Annotated in this window: 18 protein-coding genes; 11 read left to right on the plus strand and 7 right to left on the minus strand. The window is 70.5% G+C overall.

The annotated features are described in order from the left end of the window. The first annotated feature begins 126 nt into the window (after window positions 1-126). From ABZ470_RS08110 to mptB, 6 genes are all read left to right on the plus strand, one after another. Complete coding sequence (locus tag ABZ470_RS08110; RefSeq protein WP_352008636.1) at window positions 127-1,704, plus strand: CDP-alcohol phosphatidyltransferase family protein; 1,578 nt, start codon at window positions 127-129, stop codon at window positions 1,702-1,704. Further along, complete coding sequence (locus ABZ470_RS08115) at window positions 1,701-2,408, plus strand: DUF5941 domain-containing protein (RefSeq protein ID WP_352008635.1); 708 nt, start codon at window positions 1,701-1,703, stop codon at window positions 2,406-2,408. The genes ABZ470_RS08110 and ABZ470_RS08115 overlap by 4 nt, the downstream gene beginning before the upstream one ends. A 63-nt stretch (window positions 2,409-2,471) precedes the next feature. Continuing rightward, on the plus strand, window positions 2,472-2,945 hold the full coding sequence (locus ABZ470_RS08120) for an Lrp/AsnC family transcriptional regulator (RefSeq protein WP_352008634.1): 474 nt from the start codon (window positions 2,472-2,474) through the stop codon (window positions 2,943-2,945). 110 nt (window positions 2,946-3,055) lie between these two features. Next, on the plus strand, window positions 3,056-3,850 hold the full coding sequence (gene ddaH, locus ABZ470_RS08125; protein ID WP_352008633.1) for a dimethylargininase: 795 nt from the start codon (window positions 3,056-3,058) through the stop codon (window positions 3,848-3,850). A 44-nt stretch (window positions 3,851-3,894) separates the two neighbouring features. Further along, entirely contained in the window at window positions 3,895-5,106 is a 1,212-nt protein-coding gene (rocD, locus tag ABZ470_RS08130; protein ID WP_352008632.1) for an ornithine--oxo-acid transaminase, read from the plus strand. Between the two features lie 234 nt (window positions 5,107-5,340). Next, window positions 5,341-6,786: a polyprenol phosphomannose-dependent alpha 1,6 mannosyltransferase MptB gene (mptB, locus tag ABZ470_RS08135; protein WP_362910761.1), complete on the plus strand. Its 1,446-nt coding sequence runs from the start codon at window positions 5,341-5,343 to the stop codon at window positions 6,784-6,786. 4 nt (window positions 6,787-6,790) lie between these two features. Here the strand turns inward: mptB and ABZ470_RS08140 are convergent, their stop codons facing one another. Further along, window positions 6,791-8,356 (minus strand): alkaline phosphatase D family protein, encoded by a 1,566-nt coding sequence (locus ABZ470_RS08140; protein WP_362910763.1) that lies wholly within the window; start codon window positions 8,354-8,356, stop codon window positions 6,791-6,793. Window positions 8,357-8,589: 233 nt separating this feature from the next. On the opposite strand from ABZ470_RS08140, the gene ABZ470_RS08145 reads away from it, so the two are divergent. Next, window positions 8,590-9,654 carry a Glu/Leu/Phe/Val dehydrogenase dimerization domain-containing protein gene (locus ABZ470_RS08145; protein WP_362910765.1) on the plus strand — a complete coding sequence of 355 codons (1,065 nt, stop codon included), beginning with the start codon at window positions 8,590-8,592 and terminating at the stop codon, window positions 9,652-9,654. Window positions 9,655-9,751: 97 nt separating this feature from the next. Here the strand turns inward: ABZ470_RS08145 and ABZ470_RS08150 are convergent, their stop codons facing one another. Then, complete coding sequence (locus ABZ470_RS08150) at window positions 9,752-10,276, minus strand: MarR family winged helix-turn-helix transcriptional regulator (RefSeq protein ID WP_362774686.1); 525 nt, start codon at window positions 10,274-10,276, stop codon at window positions 9,752-9,754. Window positions 10,277-10,350: 74 nt separating this feature from the next. Between ABZ470_RS08150 and ABZ470_RS08155 the strand changes: the two genes are divergently transcribed. The 3 genes from ABZ470_RS08155 (at window position 10,351) to ABZ470_RS08165 (ending at window position 14,077) form a co-directional block, all read left to right on the plus strand. Beyond that, window positions 10,351-11,439, plus strand: coding sequence for a substrate-binding domain-containing protein (locus tag ABZ470_RS08155; protein ID WP_362774684.1), 1,089 nt, complete (start codon window positions 10,351-10,353; stop codon window positions 11,437-11,439). 80 nt (window positions 11,440-11,519) lie between these two features. After that, window positions 11,520-12,914: an APC family permease gene (locus ABZ470_RS08160; RefSeq protein WP_352008626.1), complete on the plus strand. Its 1,395-nt coding sequence runs from the start codon at window positions 11,520-11,522 to the stop codon at window positions 12,912-12,914. Window positions 12,915-13,066: 152 nt separating this feature from the next. After that, window positions 13,067-14,077: an acetamidase/formamidase family protein gene (locus ABZ470_RS08165; protein ID WP_362910767.1), complete on the plus strand. Its 1,011-nt coding sequence runs from the start codon at window positions 13,067-13,069 to the stop codon at window positions 14,075-14,077. Window positions 14,078-14,233: 156 nt separating this feature from the next. Here ABZ470_RS08165 and ABZ470_RS08170 read toward each other — a convergent pair whose 3' ends face one another. The 4 genes from ABZ470_RS08170 to ABZ470_RS08185 form a co-directional block, all read right to left on the minus strand. Next, window positions 14,234-14,872 (minus strand): hypothetical protein, encoded by a 639-nt coding sequence (locus tag ABZ470_RS08170; protein WP_362910769.1) that lies wholly within the window; start codon window positions 14,870-14,872, stop codon window positions 14,234-14,236. Between the two features lie 165 nt (window positions 14,873-15,037). Then, entirely contained in the window at window positions 15,038-15,928 is an 891-nt protein-coding gene (locus ABZ470_RS08175; protein ID WP_362910771.1) for a Gfo/Idh/MocA family oxidoreductase, read from the minus strand. A gap of 16 nt (window positions 15,929-15,944) precedes the next feature. Continuing rightward, complete coding sequence (locus ABZ470_RS08180) at window positions 15,945-16,889, minus strand: NAD-dependent epimerase/dehydratase family protein (protein ID WP_362910773.1); 945 nt, start codon at window positions 16,887-16,889, stop codon at window positions 15,945-15,947. Between the two features lie 29 nt (window positions 16,890-16,918). Continuing rightward, window positions 16,919-17,263, minus strand: coding sequence for a YrdB family protein (locus ABZ470_RS08185; RefSeq protein WP_352008621.1), 345 nt, complete (start codon window positions 17,261-17,263; stop codon window positions 16,919-16,921). A 115-nt stretch (window positions 17,264-17,378) separates the two neighbouring features. Here ABZ470_RS08185 and ABZ470_RS08190 point away from each other — a divergent pair, with 115 nt between their 5' ends. Beyond that, the gene (locus ABZ470_RS08190; RefSeq protein ID WP_352008620.1) at window positions 17,379-18,077 is read left to right on the plus strand and encodes a TetR/AcrR family transcriptional regulator; all 699 of its coding nucleotides are present in this window, start codon (window positions 17,379-17,381) and stop codon (window positions 18,075-18,077) included. 1 nt (window position 18,078) lies between these two features. On the opposite strand, the gene ABZ470_RS08195 is transcribed toward ABZ470_RS08190, so the two are convergent. Next, the gene (locus tag ABZ470_RS08195; RefSeq protein WP_362910776.1) at window positions 18,079-18,849 is read right to left on the minus strand and encodes a DUF2267 domain-containing protein; all 771 of its coding nucleotides are present in this window, start codon (window positions 18,847-18,849) and stop codon (window positions 18,079-18,081) included. Window positions 18,850-19,110: the final 261 nt, after the last annotated feature.

Genomic DNA, 19,110 nt, shown 5'->3' on the forward strand with positions numbered 1-19,110 from the left:
TCCAACCATGATCAACGGGAACGGAAGGATCACGAGTGCGTGTTGTTCACCTAAAACTCATTAAACTTTGGCCCCTGGCGAGTTCCCCATGCCATGTTTCACCCCATCCCTGTACGAAAGGGTGCCATGCCCCGCGTGGTCCTGCTGGGTTCTTCACCCGGCACCTCAACCGCTTTCGGCCAGCCGACGCCGCCCGCCGCGCTGACCCTGCCCGCGCTCCCCGGCTCCCCCACGGTGATCGGCAAGCTGCACGGACAGATCGCCTCCCTTGATCCCGCGCCGGTGACGATCGTCCGTTCCGGCGAGGCCGCGGTCCACCGGGGTCTTCCCGGCCGCCTCGTCGAGACCGCGAATCTCGCGGACGACCTGCGCGCCGTCGCCGACGCGGTCGAGGACGCGACGGAGAACCTGCTCATCCTCCCCGCGAACTCGCTGATCCACGACGAGCTGATCTACCAGATCACCAAGTCGAAACGCGGCGCGCTCGCTCTGATCACCAAGGAGCCCCGTGAGGAGGACGAGAACGGCGACTTCATCGTCCCCGACGTCCCGATCGACGAGGCGCTGCCGGAGATCGGCGACCGGAGCCTGGAGGGCCTGCCGGTCAGGGTGCGGGCGAGCAAATCCCGGGTGATCTCGGTCGGCTCCGCCTTCCACGCGGTGACCCGTCCGAACTCCGTCCTGCTCGGCCCGCTGCACCTGCACCACAAACACGCGGCCACGCTGGCCGAGGCGGCCCGTGAGCTGGCCGACATGGCCCACCTGTTCGGCCCCGAGGACGACCTGGTCCAGCTCCTCGTCCTCGGCCTGGTACGGCGTGGCGTCTCGGTCGGCATCCGGGGCAGGCGTGACCTGTTCTTCCGCCGGCTGAACACCCCGGAGGAGGCCGTGCAGGCGGTCGCCGAGATGGCGGGGTTCGACGAGGACAGAGCCCGCCTGAACAACGCGGTCAAGGGCGCCGACGGCTTCTTCACCACCTACTTCGTCAGCACCTACTCGCGCTTCATCGCCCGCTGGGCGGCCAGGCGCGGGCTCACCCCGAACCAGGTCACACTGATCTCGATCGCGCTCGGCGTCGCGTCCGCGGCGTGTTTCGCGACCGGCGCGCGGCCCGGCATGATCGCGGGTGCCATCCTGATCTACTTCGCGTTCGTCTTCGACTGCGTGGACGGCCAGGTCGCGCGTTACGCCCGCAAGTTCGGCGTGCTCGGCGCCTGGCTCGACGCCACCTTCGACCGGTTCAAGGAGTACGTGGTCTTCGCCGGGCTCGCGATCGGCGCGGCCGTCTCCGGGGTCGGCGACGTGTGGACGCTGGCGCTGACCGCGATCGCCCTGCAGTCCGTCAAGCACCTGCTCGACTTCTCCTTCGGCGCGGCCAACCGGCGCAGGCCTCCCGCCCCGCTGCCCTCGATGCCGCTGTCGATCAGCCCGGACACCGAGCTGCGCGCGGCGCTGGAGCAGCGCAAGATCGCCCGTAGCGGCGGCATCCGCGGCCTGCTGAAGATGTGGAGCAAGGCCGGCAGGAACAGGGCCGTCTACTGGGCCCGCAAGATGGTCGTCTTCCCGATCGGCGAGCGCTTCGCCGCCATCGCGCTCGTCAGCGCCTTCTTCGACGCCAGGATCACCTTCATCACCCTGATCATCTGGGGCGGCGTCGCCACCGCCTACACGCTCACCGGACGCCTGATGAGGTCGCTCGCATGATCACCCAGCCGCAGACAACCCCCGCCCCCGACCCCTATCTGGAGCGGCTGCGCGTCCAGACCGCCCGGCTGCTCGCCTACCGCGACGACGGCCCGCTCGTCGCCGCGCTGCGCGGCCGGATCGGGCCCGGGCTGCCCCCGGTGCCCGGGGCGCTCGCCGCGCTCGTGGTGATCGTCGCGGTCGCGGTCGCCGGGGTGCTGACCCAGGGGCCGATCCTGCTCCTGCCCGCCCTGGTCATGCTGGTCCTGGTGCTGCCGACGGCCGCCCGTGACCACCTGGGCAAGCTCGACTGGCTGGTTCCCCCGCTGATCAGGGCGGCCGAGTTCCTGACGATCATCCTCGTCGGCCTGGCCGCCGACGTGCCCAAGTGGCTGCTGTTCGTGCTGCTCTACGTGGTCGGCTACCACACCTACGACACGGTCTACCGGACGCGGCAGAGCATCTGGCCGCCCGACTGGGTGTTCAAGGCCGGTCTCGGCTGGGAGCTGCGGCTGCTGGCGATCGGCGCGGGTGCCGCGTTCGGCGCCGCCACCTGGGTCGTCGCCGTGCTCACGCTGTACCTCGGCGTGCTGTTCGCCGTGGAGAGCGTGACGAGCTGGGTGCGTCTGGACAAGGCCTCCGCGCTGGCCCAGGCCTCCGACGACCTTGAGGCCTCCCCTGAGGAGGCCCTTGAGCAGACGACGGGCGAGGCCGAACCCGCCTGATCCCGCTTCTCCAGCGAGGGCCGCGACGCGCGTCGCGGCCCTCGTGCTGTGTTAGAAAGCAGCGTGGAACTGGACCGGTTGGATCGTGACATCATCGGGGCTCTCGTCGAGGACGCCCGCGCAACCTATGCCGAGATCGGGCAGCGGGTGGGCCTGTCCGCCTCGGCGGTCAAGCGCCGGGTCGACCGGTTGCGCGAGGTGGGAGCGATCACCGGGTTCACCGCCAGGGTCGAGCCCACGGCGCTCGGCTGGACCACCGAGGCCTATGTCGAGCTGTTCTGCGCGGGCAAGACCTCGCCGTCGGAGATCGGGGTCGCCGTCACCCGGCATCCCGAGGTCGTCTCGGCGTGCACCATCACCGGTGAGGCGGACGCGCTGCTGCACATCAGGGCCACCGACGTGCGCCATGTGGAGCAGGTGATCGAGCGCATCGCCGCCGAGCCCTTCGTGGTCCGTACGAAGAGTTCCATCGTGCTCTCCCGGCTGATCGACGCCCCTCTGCTGACATCGCGCAACGAATCGCCGTTCCTCGCCTGAATCACGCAAGAGACCTGCGGCAACGCGCAAGATCAGGCTATTGGCCCCGAATATGCCCCGTTTCTAGGCTGGTGCCGTCTCCCACCACAACATCCTTTACGGGGTTCTCAATGACGAGGCACTACCTCATGTGTCGGCCCGACCACTTCGCCGTCGAGTACGCGATCAACCCGTGGATGGACCCGGAGGCGGGCGCGGACCGTGAGGTCGCGATCCGCCAGTGGGAGGGGCTCAGGGGCGTCTACGAGGAGCTCGGCCACCGGGTCAGCCTGATCGACCCGGTGGAGGGCCTGCCCGACATGGTCTTCGCCGCCAACGGCGCCCTGGTCGTGGGCGGCCGGGTGTACGGCGCGCGCTTCACGCATCCCGAGCGGGCCGCGGAGGGCCCCGCCTATCTGGAGTGGTTCACCTCCAACGGCTACACCGCCGCGCGTGAGGCCGAGTTCACCAACGAGGGTGAGGGCGACTTCCTCACCCTCGACCATCTGGTGCTCGCGGGGACCGGGTTCCGCACGGAGGTGGCGGCACACGGGGAGGCGCAGGAGTTCCTCGGCCGCCCGGTGGTCTCGCTGCGGCTGGTCGATCCCCGCTTCTACCACCTCGACACCGCGCTCTTCCCGCTGAACGGGCACAACGTGGCGTACTTCCCCGAGGCCTTCTCCCCGGGGAGCCAGGAGGTGCTCAGGAACCTGTTCCCCGACGCCGTCGTCGCCACCGAGGACGACGCCGTGGTGCTCGGCCTCAACGCGGTCAGCGACGGCACCCACGTGGTGATCAACGCCGAGGCGACCGGCCTGCAGCTGGAGCTCAAGCGGCGCGGCTTCGAGGTCGTGCCGGTCGAGCTGGCCGAACTGCGCAAGGCGGGCGGAGGACCCAAGTGCTGCACCCTGGAAATTCGGGGATAAAGCAGACAGAACGCAACAAAAGGCAAGGAACGGCGAACGGACCGATGACGAGCACAGAAGAGTTCATCGAGCTCAGCGAGCGCCGCAGCGCGCACAACTACCACCCCCTCCCCGTCGTGATCCACGAGGCTCAGGGCGCCTGGGTCACCGACGTCGAGGGCAGGCGCTACCTGGACTGCCTGTCCGGCTACTCCTCACTGAACTTCGGCCACGGCAACCCGAGGATCATCGAAGCGGCCCAGGAGCAGCTGGCCAGGCTCACCCTGACCAGCCGTGCCTTCTTCCACGACCAGTTCGCCGCCTTCGCCGCCGGTCTCGGCGACCTCACCGGCAAGGACATGGTCCTGCCGATGAACACCGGCGCGGAGGCCGTGGAGACCGCGATCAAGGTGGCCCGCAAATGGGGCTACGAGGTCAAGGGCGTGCCGGACGGCCAGGCCGAGATCATCGTGATGGAGGACAACTTCCACGGCCGTACCACCACGATCGTCAGCTTCTCCACCGACCCCGACGCCCACGACGGCTTCGGCCCGTACACCCCCGGCTTCAGGATCGTGAAGTACGGCTCGATCGAGGCGATCCGCGAGGCCGTGGGCCCCAACACGGTCGCGGTGCTGCTCGAACCCATCCAGGGGGAGGCGGGCGTGCTCGTCCCGCCGGACGGCTACCTCACCCAGGTCCGCGAGCTCTGCTCGGCGGAGAACATCCTGATGATCGCCGACGAGATCCAGTCGGGGCTCGGCCGTACCGGTGAGACCTTCGCCTGTGAGCACGAGGGCGTCGTGCCCGACGTCTACGTGCTGGGCAAGGCCCTGGGCGGCGGTGTCGTCCCGGTCTCGGCGATCACCGCCGACCAGGACGTGCTCGGCGTCATCAAGCCCGGCCAGCACGGCTCGACCTTCGGCGGCAACCCGCTGGCCTGCGCGGTCGCGAACGCGGTCGTCGAGATGCTCCGCACCGGCGAGTACCAGGCGCGGGCCAGGGAACTCGGCGCGGTGCTGCACGAGAGGCTGCGCGCCCTCGTCGGCCGGGGCGTGGTCACCGTACGCGGCCGTGGCCTGTGGGCGGGCGTCGACATCGACCCCTCCCTGGCCACCGGCAGGCAGGTCTCCGAGGCGCTGATGCGCCTGGGGGTGCTGGCCAAGGACACCCATGGCTCGACGATCCGTCTCGCCCCGCCCATCGTCGTCTCCGAGGAGGACCTCCTGTGGGCCGTCGACCGGCTCGCCGAGGCCCTGACGGAGTTCGCGAAGTAGGAGATCACCGGCCTCGGTTACGTTCCAGGCGATCTAGGCTGGAGTGGACATCACGCCGCCGCCGTGGAAGCCGCCGTACGGGCCGCCCCGGCGGACGCGGCGCGGGCGGTGACTCGGGGGGGTCGGCAGGTGGCGGCGTCGGGTGGGCTTGGTCGGCGTTCTCTCCTGACCGGGCCGGGCCCCGGCGTCAGGCCGCCCCTGCGCGCGCGGCTCACCGGCCCCGCGGGGCTTCTCATGGTCGCGATCTCCGTCGCGGCCATGCTCGCCGTCTCCCTGCTCGGGCCGTCCGCGACGGTTCCCGAGCTGGGCGCCGGTGCGCCGCCCTGGTCCCTGCGCCTGGACCCGCCGCAGACGCCGGTGATCCAGCTCGGCTGGGTGGCCCTGCTCATCGGGGGCCTGGGGACGTGCGCCGCGCTGTACGCGCTGCGCCGCGGGTGGCTCCCCGTGCGGGGCCTGTTCGCGGCCGGCACGCCGCTCGTCGTCGTCCTCCTGACGCTCGTACCGCCCGCCGGGTCGACGGACGTGCTCAACTACGCGGTCTACGGGCGGATCGCCGCCCTGGGGCACGACCCGTACGTGACTCCCCCGGCCTGGCTGCACGGGATCGGCGACCCGGTCGGCGACCTGACCCCGCTCGCCTGGCGGAACACCCCCTCGGTTTACGGCCCGCTGGCCACCTGGGCGCAGCTCGCGGCCTCCCGGCTCGGCGGAGACTCCATGGCGGCGACCGTTTTCGCCTTCAAGGTCATCCTCGCCCTGGCGTTCCTGCTGTCGGCGGTCATGCTCGACCGGCTCGCCGGTCCGGAACGCGACCGGCGGGTCAGGGCGCACCTGCTGTGGAGCCTCAACCCGCTGATGCTGTGGCACGTGGTGCTCGGCGGCCACATGGACGGTCTGGGCGCGTTCCTGCTGGTGGCCGCCCTGTTCGCGCTGCGCAGGCCGGGGATGGGCTCCGGCCTGGTCTCCGGGGCGCTGCTGGGCGCCGCGGCGGCCGTCAAGGCGCCGTTCGTGCTGGCCGGGGCCGGGCTCGCCTGGGCCGCCCGCCACCGGGCGGGACCGTTCCTGACCCTGGGGATGGGCGCGTTCACCGCGCTGGTCACGCTGTACGCGACGCAGGGTCCCGAGGCGCTGGCGAACGTGGCGGGCAAGGTCGGCGACCGTTCGCTGGCCGACCCGTGGCAGGTGCTCGTCAAGAACCTGGGGCCCGAGGCCGTGGAGCTCGAAGGGCGGCTCGCCCTGGGCGCGGCGTTGATCGCCGCGCTCCTGCTGTGCTGGCGGCTGCCGCAGGGGCCGCCCGGCCTGCCCGCCGTACGGCCCGCGCTGGCGTGGTGCCTGGGCTGGCTGCTCACCTCGCCGGTGCAGCACCCCTGGTACGACGCGATGCTGTTCCCGCTGCTCGCCCTGATGCCCGCCTCCCGGCTCGACGGGCCGCTGCTCGTCAGGGGCGTCGTCACCGGGCTGGTCTACCTGCCGGGCGCGACCGCCCTGCTGCGGTTGCAGCCGACACCGTTGACCCGGTGGATCGCCGAGGTCTACCGGCCGTGGATCGCCCCGCTGGTCTCGGACGCCGTCATCCTGTACGTCGTCGTGCTCGCCCTGGCCGGTGCCCTGGGCCTGCGCGCCCTGCCCGTGGTACGGCGGGCCGCCGTACCCGAACGGGAGCCGGTCCACACCGGGTGAGCCGTCAGGTGAGGCGCACGGTGGTGATCTCGGAGACGTCGTCCCCGGAGATGGTCGCGGTGTCCCAGCGGGCCGAGGGCGGCGTGGTGTCCAGGGACAGAGTGGCCAGCGCGTTGGAGAACCACGGACCGTTGGTCACCCGCCAGGCGAACGGCGGCCTGGGAATGCGCGCCAGGCGTGCGAGCCAGCCGCCGACCAGGGTGGCCAGGCCGAACTGCGCGACGATGTTGGCCAGTCTGAGCGTACGGCTCAGCGGGTTGCGGATCGGCGAGCAGACGAGCTGGTGGACGGGCAGCCCGTCCACCTTGGCCACGTAGGAGTAGTGCACGTCACCGGAGAGCAGGATGACCGGTTTGCCGACCTTCGCCAGCAGCCGGGACAGGTCCTCGAAGGAACGGCGGAAGGCCGCCCAGTGTTCGAGGTCGAAGGCCTGGCGCAGGGCCTCCGACCAGCGGGCGACCAATCTTCCCCAGGCTCCCTGGGCGAGGGCCTCGTTCCAGTTCTGGACGTGGTGGATGCCCGCGGGCAGCAGGAACGGCACCGAGGTGCCGATCACGAAGCGCTCCGCACCGTCCCGATCGAGCTGCTCGACGAGCCACTCCCACTCGACCGGGTCGATCATGCGCCGGTCTCCGGGGGTGAGCTGCCTGGCGCAGCGGGAGTCGAGCATGATCAGACGGGTGCCGCCGAGGTCGCGACAGTAGCTCCACCTGCTGTCCACCGGGACCTCGTAGGCGTGCTCGGCGAAGGCGTCGAGCAGCTTTCCCCCGTCGCCCTCGGTCGCGCGCAGCTCACGGAACAGCCCGTCGGCGGCGCGCTCGGCCGGTGACATGTTGCCCAGGTGCTGGTAGATCCAGTAGGCGCCGAGGCCGGAGACCACCCGCCTGTGCCACCAGGGGACCCCGGCCATCTTCTCCCGCCAGTCGGCGGAGGTGTTGAAGTCGTCCCGCAGGTCGTGGTCGTCGAAGATCATCGCGGTGGGCACGGACGAGAGGATCCAGCGGATCTCCGGATCGGTCCAGGCGATCCGGTACAGCTCGGCGTACTCCTCGAAGTCGGCGATCTCGGTCCTGGGCTCGCTGTCCCTGCGCGCGGCGATGAACTTGAGCATCTCGGCGGACGGCTCGTCGGCGTAGACCTGGTCACCGAGCAGCAGGAGCAGGTCGGGCCACTCCTCTGGGGGCCTGCCGGCCAGGACGCGGGCGTAGGCGCGCAGCACGTCCACGCCGTGGGAGAGGGTGTGCGGGGCGTCGTGCGGCACACTGGTCCGGCACGAGCCGAACATCACCCTTTTCGGGCCGCCCGGATCCAGGAACCGGATGTGACCGGCCGGGCGGCCGGGCGGCGGCCACACGACCTCCCCGTCGAGACGGACCCGGTAGTCCCCCTCGCCCTCGACGTCCACGACGGCGTAGTGGTGGCCGTGGACGGAGAAGGTCGGCGAACTCGCCCGGGCCCCGTCCGCCTCGACGGTCACCTCGCACGGCACGCTGGTCTCGACCCAGATCGAGGCGCTCGTCGCGTCCACATGACGCAGCAGCGGACCGACCACAAGTTCCGGCACGTTCATCCCCTCAGGCCATCGCGGAACGGTTGGTTCCCGCCGTTTCGAGGTGTGCCTCTGCCCGGCGGACCGTTCGGATAACGACTGTCCCATCCCATTGGGGAAACGCACAAAAAACGGCCATCAGTCCGCAACATATCCATCATGACATGGCAAAGAACCCATAAATAGTGTGATCACCACAAACCATCAAGAGTGGAGCAATGGCGCTCCGCTCACCGCATGGAGGCCTGACCCTCATGACCCTCATGGTGCCGTCAAAGACGCCGGCGACCGCCCTCACCGACCACGATCCCCTCGAAGCCGCCCTGCGCCGTCTCGACGAGACGGCGCTCCTGCTCGGGCTGGACGACGGCCTGCGCGCGATGCTCGCCTCCCCCCGCCGCTCCCTGACCGTCTCGGTGCCGGTCCGCCGCGAGGACGGCCGGATGGACGTCGTCCAGGGCTTCCGGGTGCAGCACAGCACCGTCCTCGGCCCGGCCAGGGGCGGCACGCGCTTCGCACCCTCGGCAGGCCTCCAGGAGGTCACCGCGCTGGCCATGGTCACGACCTGGAAGCACGCGCTCGCGGGAGTGCCGTACGGCGGGGCCAGGGGAGGTGTCCGCGTCGACCCCGCGAGGCTGGACGCCCGGGAGCTGGAGCGGGTGACCAGGCGATACGTCAACGAGATCATGACGATCGCCGGTTCCGACGGGGAGGTCCCCACGCCCGACCCGGACGCCGACGAGCGGATCGCCGCCTGGATGGCCGACGGCCGTTCGGCACCCGGCACAGCGGTCGGCACAGCGGTCGGCACGGTGACCGGCACAGCGGCCGGCGGGGCCGTGGCGGCGGCCGTGCTGGGGGTCCTGGGAGAAGGCGTCCGTACGGTCGCGGTGCACGGCCCGGGCGAAACCGCCCGGCTGGCCGCGTTGCGCCTAGCCGAGGAGGGCTTCCGGGTGGTCACGCCCTCCGGCGATGAGCCTCTCGGGCTCGGGGTGGACGCGCTCATCCTGGCCGCCCCGGTCACCGCGGATCTGGCCCGCGACGTCAGGGCCTCTGTCGTGGTCGAGGCGGCCGACGGCCTGCTGTCCCCCGGGGCCGACGCGGTCCTCGCCGAGGCGGGGACCGTCGTGGTCCCCGACGTCCTGACGGGTGCGGGCGAGGTGCTCGCCGCCCGTCCCGACCTGGCCCGGCGGTGCTTCGACACGGTCGCGGCGACGGCCGCCGAGCGCGGGATCACCCTGCGTCAGGCCGCCTGGGCCGTCGCCGTCGGGCGGGTCGCCCGGGCGCACGGGGCACGGCTCCAAGACCCCCTGCCGTAAGCCTTCCGTGTCCCGCCCCGAGGCAGGGCGAAGGCCCGGTCCCCCTCGGGGCCGGGCCGTGAGACCTCCCGCCGCCCTCGGGGCGGCGGGGGAACGCTCAGGAGCGCAGCGCGGGAACGGCGGTGCCGTCTCGCTCGGCGAGCCTGCCCGCAGGCCGCTCGGCGAGCCGGTCCGACGGCCGCTCCGCGGGGGCCTCGTTCAGGGCCCTGACCAGTCGTTCGAGCTCGCTCATGAGTTGTTCGGTGCGTTCGGTGCCGTAGGCGGCCTCGATCTCCCTGTGGTGCTCCGCGATCGATCCCTCGACGCGGTTGAGCAGCTCGGCGCCACGGTCGGCGAGGAACACCGCGACCCTGCGGCGGTCGGCGGGGTCGTGACCGCGATAGACGAACGCGCGGTCGATGAGCCGGTCGATCGCCTTGGTAAGCGTCGGATGCGGCATCAGAACCGTCTCGGCCAGATCCCCCATCGAGTGACCGCAATCGTCGGCGAGGGCACGAAGTATGCGCCACTGCTCGACGCTGACGTCCTCAGCGGTGAGCGCGGCGGCCAGACCCCGGTTGACACTACGCTCAGCTCGGCTGAGCAGGTAGGCCAGCGAGGATCCCAGCCCGGTCGTCACCATGTGAAGCTCCCGTCTGTATCCCGGGTGAGTAACGGGCCTCCCATACCCGTCCTTTCAGGAGGATACTCTGCAATGTGGCAGAAGCCATCACACCCGTGATCGAACCCCTGGAAGCTCAGCTCCTCCAAGGGGTCGCCCTACGTGTCGGGCTCGTGGTCCCCATCTCCGGGGTCCTCGGGCTTGTAGGTCCATGCGCGATCAACTGCGCCGTCCTCGCCTCCGACGAGGTGAACCTCACAGGCGGCATTCTCGGCAGACCGGTCGAGCTGGTCCTCATCGACGGAGGGAGACCCGCGGAGGAGGTGGCCGCCGAGGTCGGGGAACTGGCGCGCGGCAAGGTGATCGACGCGGTCGTCGGCACCTGTGGCAGTGACGTCCGGATCTCGATCGTGCGGGCGCTCGCCGGGCGCCTGCCGTTCGTCTACGCCCCTCCCTACGAGGGAGGCGGCCACTCCCCCGGCGTCTACTTCCTCGGGGAGACACCGGAACGGCAGCTCAAGCCGGGGCTCGACTGGCTGATCGAGCTGCGGCGGGCCAAGCGGTGGTTCCTGCTGGGCAACGACTACATCTGGCCGCGCCTGGTTCACGGGGCCACCCGGCGCTACCTCGCCTCGCGCGGGGCGTCGGTGGTCGGCGAACGCTACGTCCCGTACGGCAAGCCCGACCTGAGCAGGATTCTGGACCACCTGGTGGCCAGTAGGCCGGATGCCGTGCTTCTCAGTCTGATCGGCAGTGACCTGGTCGACTTCAACCGCGCCTTCACCGCGGCAGGCCTCGGCTTCCCCCGTCTCTGCGGGGCGCTGGAGGAGCACGGCCTGCTCGGCATCGGCGGCGACGACACCGGCGAGCTATACGGCGCTATGGGGTATTTCTCCAGTCTCGTCACCGATGACAGCTTGAGTCTGGGAGAGCGTTACACTCGCCGTTTCGGATCAAATGCGCCGTTGCTCAACGGGCACGGCCAGGGCTGCTATGAGGCGGTGCTGATGCTCGCGGCACTCGCGAGACGCGCGGGAACCCTCCACGTGCCCGCGCTTGACGAGGTCGCCGACGGCACCTCGATCATCACCGCGCGGGGACGCCTGACCCTCCAGGACCACGGGGTACGGCGTGGCGCCCACATCGGCAGAGCGGACGGTCTCGATTTCGACATCGTTCGATAAAAAGTTGCCTCTGCAAACTTTTCCTTTTCAAGGATTCGTCCTAAAGTGACGCTTGCAACATCTCTTTTAGGAGTAGTTCCATGACTACTGACCCCTCCCTGGAACAGTTCGGTTACCGGCAGGAGCTCCGAAGGACGCTGAGCTTCAATGACCTGCTGATCTACGGACTGATCTTCATGGTCCCGATCGCGCCCTTCGGGATCTTCGGAAGCGTCTTCCAGGCGTCCGGTGGCATGGTCGCACTCGCGTACATCATCGGTATGGTCGCCATGGCCTTCACCGCGTTCTCCTACGCGCAGATGGCCAAGGCCTTCCCGATGGCCGGTTCGGTCTACACCTACGCGGGCCGGGGAATCGTCGGTCCCGTCGGATTCATCGCCGGCTGGGCGATGCTGCTCGACTACGTGCTGGTGCCCGCGCTGCTGTACCTCATCGCCAGCCTGGCGATGGCGTCGTTCGTACCGCTGCCGGTATGGGCCTGGCTGCTGGTGTTCGTCGTCCTCAACACGGTCGTCAACTACACCGGCATCCAGATGACCGCGCGGATCACGAGGTACATGCTGATCGCCGAGCTCGTCGTGCTCGCGATCTTCATCATCATCGGTCTGTTCGCGCTCCTTCAGGGCAAGGCGCAGACCGGCGCGTTGACTCCGTTGTTCAACCCCGACACCTTCTCCTGGCCGCTGGCCTTCGGTGCGGTCTCCGTCGCGGTGCTCTCCTTCCTCGGTTTCGACGGTATCTCCATGCTGGCCGAGGAGAGCAAGGTCGACAGCGCCAAGATCGGCCGCTCGATGATCGCCGCCCTGGGCCTGGCCGGTGCCCTGTTCATCGTGCAGACCTGGATCGGTGCGCTGCTCACCCCCAACCGCAGCCAGCTGCTGAGCGGTGGCGACCCCAACGGCACCGCCTTCTACGACATGGCCGAATTCGCCGGTGGCCACTGGCTGAGCATCCTGACCGCGATCTCCACCGCCATCGCCTGGGGCTTCGCCAACTCCCTGGTCGCCCAGGCCGCCACCTCGCGTCTGCTGTACGCCATGGCCCGTGACCGCCAGCTGCCCGCCTTCCTCTCCAAGATCCACCCCAAGACCAAGGTGCCGGTCAACGCCACCATCCTGGTGGCTCTGGTCTCCCTGGCGGTCGGCATCTTCCTGGCCAACCGCGAGGACGGCGTCGCCCTGATCAGCGGCCTGGTGAACTTCGGCGCGATGACCGCCTTCCTGGCGCTGCACCTGTCGGTGATCGTGCACTACTTCTTCAAGAAGCGCAGCCGTGACCTGTGGCGGCACCTGCTCGCCCCGCTGATCGGCTTCGGCATCCTGGTCTACGTGGTGATCAACGCCAGCATCGCCGCGCAGGTCGTGGGCATCGTCTGGCTCGCCATCGGCCTGCTGGTGCTCGCCACCTTCTTCGCCTACGGCCGCCGCCCCCTGCTGGCCGCCCTCGGCGAGTCGCACGACGCCCCCCTGAAGTAGGTCCCCCGCGACGTCGCCGCACACCCCCCGCGTCACGCCCCCTTCCGATTCACACAAGGACAGTAGATGCACGAGATCTTTCTTGAGGTGGAGGAGGGTTCCACCTGTGCCCTCCCCGGTTCGGTGACGCGCCTCAGCCAGGCGGGTGTGCGGTGAACGTCGTCTCCTACCGTCCCTCCCCCGAGGAACTCAGCTACACCTTCGGCGGCAGGCCCGCCGTCGGCACGGTCAAGCCCGGCACGATCCTTGAGCTCTACACCGAGGACTGCTTCGGCGGCCGGGTCCGCTCCGTCGACGACCTGCCCTCGCAGGTCTGCGAGTTCCCCTACCTGAACCCGGTGACCGGCCCCTTCCACGTCGAGGGCGCCGAGCCCGGAGACACGCTGGCGCTGCACTTCGTCTCCATCGAGCCCGCCAGGGACTGGGCCGTGTCGGCGACGTTCCCGCACTTCGGGGCGCTGACCGGCACGCACACCACCGCCATGCTGACCCCGCCGCTCGACGAGGTCGTCTGGCGTTACGACATCGACGTGGCCGCGGGTGTGGCGCGTTACCACGCCCGCAACAGCGACTTCACCGTGGACCTGCCGCTCGACCCGATGCACGGCACGGTCGGCGTCGCGCCCGGTGCGTCCGAGGCCCGGATGACCATCACCCCGGACGCCCACGGCGGCAACATGGACACTCCGGAGCTGCGTGCCGGGGTGACCGTCTACCTCGGCGTCAACGTGCCGGGCGGCCTGTTCGCCGTCGGCGACGGGCACGCCCGCCAGGGCCACGGCGAGGTGTGCGGCACGGCCATCGAGTCGGCGATGAACACCGTGGTCGCAGTCGAGCTGATCAAGGGCGTCACCACCCCGTGGCCGCGCCTGGAGGACGACCACAGCCTGATGTCGACCGGTTCGGCCCGTCCGCTTGAGGACGCCTACCGGATCAGTCAGCACGACCTGGTCACCTGGGCCTCGGAGGTCACCGGCCTGGAGACGCTGGACGCCTACCAGCTGGTCAGCCAGATCGGCGAGGCTCCAGTCGGCAACGTCTGCGACAGCAACTACACGATGGTCGCCAAGCTCCCCAAGGCCTACCTCGGCGGGGGCGGCGTCTACGAGTCGGCCCACGAGCGTCTGCGCGACCTGGGCCGGCAGTACCTCGCCCAGCGCTGACGGCGCGGGCCCGCGGGGAAGAGACGTCCCGCGCCGCGTACCGCCGGGGTACGGGGCGCGGGGCCTCCCGGAAAAGACCGGAAAAGACCGGAGAACGCCACGGGGCCGGTCCTCTCGGATCTGAGAGGACCGGCCCCGTCGTCGTTCCGCCCCGGCTCAGCCCGCGCCCGGGACCGTGACGTTCTTCTCCTTGAAGCCGAAGCCGCTGCCGGTGGCCTGCCGCTGCAGTTCGCCGAAGACGTCCTTGCTCGCGTCGAGGTCCTTCTCGGTCGCCGTCCCGCCCTTCAGTTTGCCGGTCAGGGCGGCGAAGCTGTTGGTCACGCTCTGCACCGCGTGGCACAGCGCCGGGTTGGCCTCGGCGAACCTCTTGGCCACCTTGAGCTCGTGGAGGGCGAACAGCCCGGCTATGGCGGCCTTGACGAAGGTGCGCTTGCGCTTGTCCGCGCCCTCCTTGAACCCGCCCGCCCGCAGCGGCTTGTAGATGTAGCGGTGGAAGGCGCCCAGCGCGAGCCCGGCGTGCAGGGCGAAGCGTGTCTTGGCGAACCGCTTGGTGTTGCCCGTCGTCGGGCAGGGTGAGTTGTCGCCGGAGACCGTCGGCGACGGCGCGACCCCCGCCCCCTGCGCGCCGACCGGCCCGTTGGCCTGCCCGCCCGCCGCCGGCGCCCCGGCCGCCGGAGCCTTACTCGCCGGAGGCGCCATGGCCGAGGGCGCGCCGGTGCCGCAGCCGCCGAGCAACATCACCGCCAGGAACACCGCGGTCAGCGCGGCGCCCGATCGAGCACTCCGCTCAGTCACTTCTCCCCCTCGCTGGAAATCCGTGACGTCACGGCCGGTTTCCGCACGGGGGGATCATGGATGCCCGGCAACCGCCACAGACAGGATGAGACGGCTTTTCACCGCCCATGGCATCGTCTCCCACCTTCGGCCAGAAAACCGGCATCGACACACCCAGGGGACGACTCACCCCACGCAGGCGGCCACGATCTCCTCGCACAGGGCGTGGGTGGCCAGGGCGTCCCGCGCGTCCACCGGCGTGCCGGCGCGGACCGCGCCGAGGAACTCCAGGCAGGAGCGTTCGATGCCACGCTGGCGGGAGACGGGGGTCCAGTCTCCGCGCCGGGTCAGGGTCTCCGCGCCGGCGTGGTCGATCACGTCGGCGAGATTGACCACCCGCCGCTTGACTCCCCCGCCCATCACCTCGACCGTCTCCTCGGCGGCGCCGCTCACCCTGCTCATGATCCCGAAAGCCGTGAAGCCGTCCCCGGACAGTTCGAGCGTCACGTGTTCGAGCAGGCCGTCCCTGACCCTGGTCCTGATCCCGGTGTGGTCGACCCGTCCGGGCACCAGGAACCTGAGGGTGTCCACGACGTGGATGAAGTCGTCGAGGACGACCACCCGGGGGTCCTCGGCGAGGTCGGCCCGGTTCTTCTGCATCACGACCAGCTGGCGGGGCAGGCCGAGCAGGTCCGTGTACGGCGGCGCCCAGCGGCGGTTGAACCCCACGAAGAGCGAAACCCCCCGGTCGCGCGCGAGCCGTACCAGGCGCTCGGACTCGGCCAGCGTGTAGGCGATCGGCTTGTCCAGGTAGACGTGCACCCCGGCCTCGATCAGCGGTTCGGCGATCTCCACGTGAGCCTCGGTCGCCGCGTGCACGAAGGCCGCCTCGACCCCGGCGTCGATCACCTCGCCGACCGAGGTGAGGCGGCCTCCGATCCGGTGGGCGTCGCCGAGGCGGTCGAGGGTGGCGCGGTCACGGGTGCACAGGTGCAGGTCGAGGCCGGGGAGCGCGGTCAGCACCGGCAGGTAGGCCTTGCGCGCGATGTCCCCGAGGCCGATCATGGCGATCTTCATGCTCAGAGCGTACGGCTCACGCCGCCCTGGCCGGCCGGTCGCGCCACCAGGCGATCGTCGCGGCCAGCGCCTCGTCCATCGGGGTCGGCGTCACGCCGAAGGTCGTCTGGAAGTCGGCCGAGTCCATGACGAAGGGCCGGACGAACTGGTAACGCAGTTCCTCAAGCTCGGCGAGCATGGGGGACACGAGCCCTCCTGCGCGGATCATCCAGTGGGGCATTGACCTGACGCCGGGGTTCCTGACGCCCGCGATCTCGCACATCCGCTCGGCGACCTGGCGCGCCGTGATCGGCTCCGTCGTCGGGACGTGCCAGGCGCGGCCCCAGGAGCGGTCGTCGGTGGCGGCCGTCACCAGGGCGGCGGCCACGTCGGGCACGTAGGTCCAGCTGTGCGGCTGGTCGGGGTCGCCGATCATACGCACCGTCTTCCCGCCGAGCAGCCGGGGCACCAGCCGTTCCCCCAGGTGTGACTGGTCGAGGCAGCCGGGTCCGAAGTAGTCCGACCCCCGCACCTCGGTCACCCGGACCTGGCCCGCCCGGTGGGCCTCCAGCGCCTGCCGCCACATCCGCGTCCTGATCTCCCCCTTGGCGCTGGGCGGGGTGAGCGGGTCGTCCTCCCGCATGGGCCGTCCGGGAGCGGCGTAGACGTAGAGGTTGCCGAGGATGACGTATCCCGCCCCGCTCTCCCGTGCCGCGCAGAGCAGCGACTCCGCCAGCGGCGGCCAATCCTGCGCCCAGCGGTGGTAGGGCGGGTTGACGCAGTTGTAGAGGGCGTCGGCGCCCCTGGCCAGGCCGGTCATCCGCCTTCCGTCGGCCGCGTCGGCGGCGACCCGGGTGACGCCCGGCAGGTCGGGGCCCGATCCCGAGCGGCTGACGAGGACGACCTCGTGTCCCTGCCCGGCCAGGAGTCCGGCGACCTGCGAGCCGACCTGTCCGGCTCCCGCGACGACGTGCTTGCCCATGTCCGTTCCCTTTCCCTCGTTGTGCGCGGTCACTGGTTCCACACCAGCCGCAGCACGGCGTTGACGACGTAGACGGCGGCGAAGACGACGCCGGGGGCCACGCGGCCCGCCATGACCAGCGCCGCGGCGCCGCCACCGAACCACAGGACCTCAAGGGCCACCCTGGCGAACCCGGTGAGCGGGATCATCGCGCCGTTGGCGGCGCCGAAGACCGCCCAGACCGCGATGAACAGGGCGGGCGCGCCGAGTCCGAGCAGCAGCCGCAGCGGCCAGTTCGACCCCACGGTGAAGCCCCAGTAGGCGGTCGAACCGAGAACGCCCAGCTCAAGCAGGAACATGACGAGGAGGTTGACGTTCTTGGCCAGGGACAGCATCGGGGGACTCCTTGCAGATTGCCATTCCGTTTCGAGAGCAATGCTCTCTCAGATCGGTCGCGCCGGTCAAGAGCAGTGCTCTCTTTTTCTTGCATCGCTCTGATATGGTCCGGACATGAGCTCAAGCCGCACGGCGCGCGAACGTGTCCGCGCCGAACTGACCAGGGAGATCACCGACATCGCACGAGGCCAGCTGGCCACGGATGGGGCGACGGGCCTGTCACTGCGCGCCGTCGCCCGGGAGATGGGGATGGTCTCCTCCGCGATCTACCGCTACTTCCCGTCCCGGGACGACCTGCTCACGGCTCTGATCATCGACGGCTACAACGCCCTCGGAGAGGCCGTGGAGCGGGCGGACGCCGCCGTCCCGCGCGAGGACCACACCGGCCGGTGGCTGGCGGTCTGCCACGCCGTACGGGACTGGGCGCTGGCCCACCCGCACGAGTACGCGCTGCTGTACGGCTCGCCGGTGCCCGGCTACAAGGCGCCGGTCGACACCGTCGCCGCGGCGATCCGCGACACCGTGGTCTACGGGCGGATCGTCTCCGACGCCCACGGCGCCGGGGTCCTGAACCCGCCGGGCGGCCTTCCCGCCCCGCCCGCGTCCTTCGGCGACGACGCGGGCCGGGTGCGGGACGTCATCCCCGAGGTCCCCGACGACGTCATCTCCCGCGCCCTGCTCGCCTGGACCGGGCTGTTCGGCTGGGTCAGCTTCGAGATCTTCGGCCAGTTCAACAACGCGGTCCTGGACCCCGCGACGGCCTTCGAACACACCATGCGCTGCCACGCGGCCCTGCTCGGACTGCCCGTCTGAGTCACCGGCCGGTGAGCAGTGTCCGATACTCGTCGGGCAGGCCCGCCATGACGTCGAGGAAGCCCCGCTCCGTGGTGGCCTCGCGCAGCGTGGTGAAGACGGCCCTGGCGTACCCCCGCACGTCCTGACCGTCCGCCCGCTGCCGCTCGGCCACCCGCAGCACGAAGTCCTCAAGCGGCATCCGCACGCTCTCCGCGCGTCCCTCCGCCGCCCCCCGCTTGAGCGGCTCGTGCAGCGGCACGGCCAGTTCGCCGATCAGGTTCTCCGCCCTGCCCTCGGCGACGCACTCGGCGAGCGTCTCCAGCACCGCCTCGGTCGCGCGGTGGGCGTCGGCGGCCTCAAGCCCGGCGCGGCTCGCGACCCTGGCGAGGAACTCCTCCGCGGGCATCACCCGGACGCCGCGCCGCCGGGCCTCGGCCACCAGGGAGTCGAAGTCCTCCGGCAGGCAGGCGGCCACGCCGTCGATCGCCCCGGGCGCGGTCACCTCGCCGAGCAGCCAGAAGACCTCCCGCGCGTGCCGCGCCGCCACCTCGACGTCGACCCCCTCACGCTCGGCGACCCGGCGCAGGAACTCGTCCACGTCGAAGGGCTCGGGAGCCCTGCCGGTGCGCATCCACGCGCGCACCCGCTCCGGTAACCGCCCGAGCAGCCCCTCGCCGACCGAGAGCCGCTCACCCAGCGTCCCGAGTGTCGCGCGCACCGCGCGTTCGGCCTCGTCCTCGCCCAGACCGGCGTACCGCCTCAGGGTGCCGATGAACTCCTCGTACTCCACGGCTCACTCCTCCCCCGGCTCCTCCGGCCCCTCCTATGGTCAGCTACCCCGAATCCCGAATCGGCCACCAACCGCCCCGGTCAACTCGGCGTAGAGGGGGCACGCCCCTCCTCCCGACCCCGCGGTACGGCCCGCGCGACCCCCGGGGAGGCCGGCGGGTGCGCACTATGCGGAACTTTGCGTCCTACCTATTGACGCAAGAATTCAAATTCCTGTTAATTGTCGTCAATCCCGCGACGGCGACCTCCTGTGGAGCCCGTC

This window comes from Streptosporangium sp. NPDC020072 (assembly GCF_040631445.1).
GTDB lineage: Bacteria > Actinomycetota > Actinomycetes > Streptosporangiales > Streptosporangiaceae > Streptosporangium.

What these genes read in the sequence shown, in the direction of transcription:
- mptB (WP_362910761.1), top strand. Translation starts at nt 5,341, where the DNA reads ATGGTCGCGATCTCCGTCGCGGCCATGCTCGCCGTCTCCCTGCTCGGG.
- ABZ470_RS08190 (WP_352008620.1), top strand. Translation starts at nt 17,379, where the DNA reads ATGAGCTCAAGCCGCACGGCGCGCGAACGTGTCCGCGCCGAACTGACC.
- ABZ470_RS08180 (WP_362910773.1), bottom strand. Translation starts at nt 16,889, where the DNA reads ATGGGCAAGCACGTCGTCGCGGGAGCCGGACAGGTCGGCTCGCAGGTC.
- ABZ470_RS08185 (WP_352008621.1), bottom strand. Translation starts at nt 17,263, where the DNA reads ATGCTGTCCCTGGCCAAGAACGTCAACCTCCTCGTCATGTTCCTGCTT.
- rocD (WP_352008632.1), top strand. Translation starts at nt 3,895, where the DNA reads ATGACGAGCACAGAAGAGTTCATCGAGCTCAGCGAGCGCCGCAGCGCG.
- ABZ470_RS08110 (WP_352008636.1), top strand. Translation starts at nt 127, where the DNA reads ATGCCCCGCGTGGTCCTGCTGGGTTCTTCACCCGGCACCTCAACCGCT.
- ABZ470_RS08160 (WP_352008626.1), top strand. Translation starts at nt 11,520, where the DNA reads ATGACTACTGACCCCTCCCTGGAACAGTTCGGTTACCGGCAGGAGCTC.
- ABZ470_RS08115 (WP_352008635.1), top strand. Translation starts at nt 1,701, where the DNA reads ATGATCACCCAGCCGCAGACAACCCCCGCCCCCGACCCCTATCTGGAG.
- ABZ470_RS08150 (WP_362774686.1), bottom strand. Translation starts at nt 10,276, where the DNA reads ATGGTGACGACCGGGCTGGGATCCTCGCTGGCCTACCTGCTCAGCCGA.
- ABZ470_RS08175 (WP_362910771.1), bottom strand. Translation starts at nt 15,928, where the DNA reads ATGAAGATCGCCATGATCGGCCTCGGGGACATCGCGCGCAAGGCCTAC.
- ABZ470_RS08145 (WP_362910765.1), top strand. Translation starts at nt 8,590, where the DNA reads ATGACCCTCATGGTGCCGTCAAAGACGCCGGCGACCGCCCTCACCGAC.
- ddaH (WP_352008633.1), top strand. Translation starts at nt 3,056, where the DNA reads ATGACGAGGCACTACCTCATGTGTCGGCCCGACCACTTCGCCGTCGAG.
- ABZ470_RS08140 (WP_362910763.1), bottom strand. Translation starts at nt 8,356, where the DNA reads ATGAACGTGCCGGAACTTGTGGTCGGTCCGCTGCTGCGTCATGTGGAC.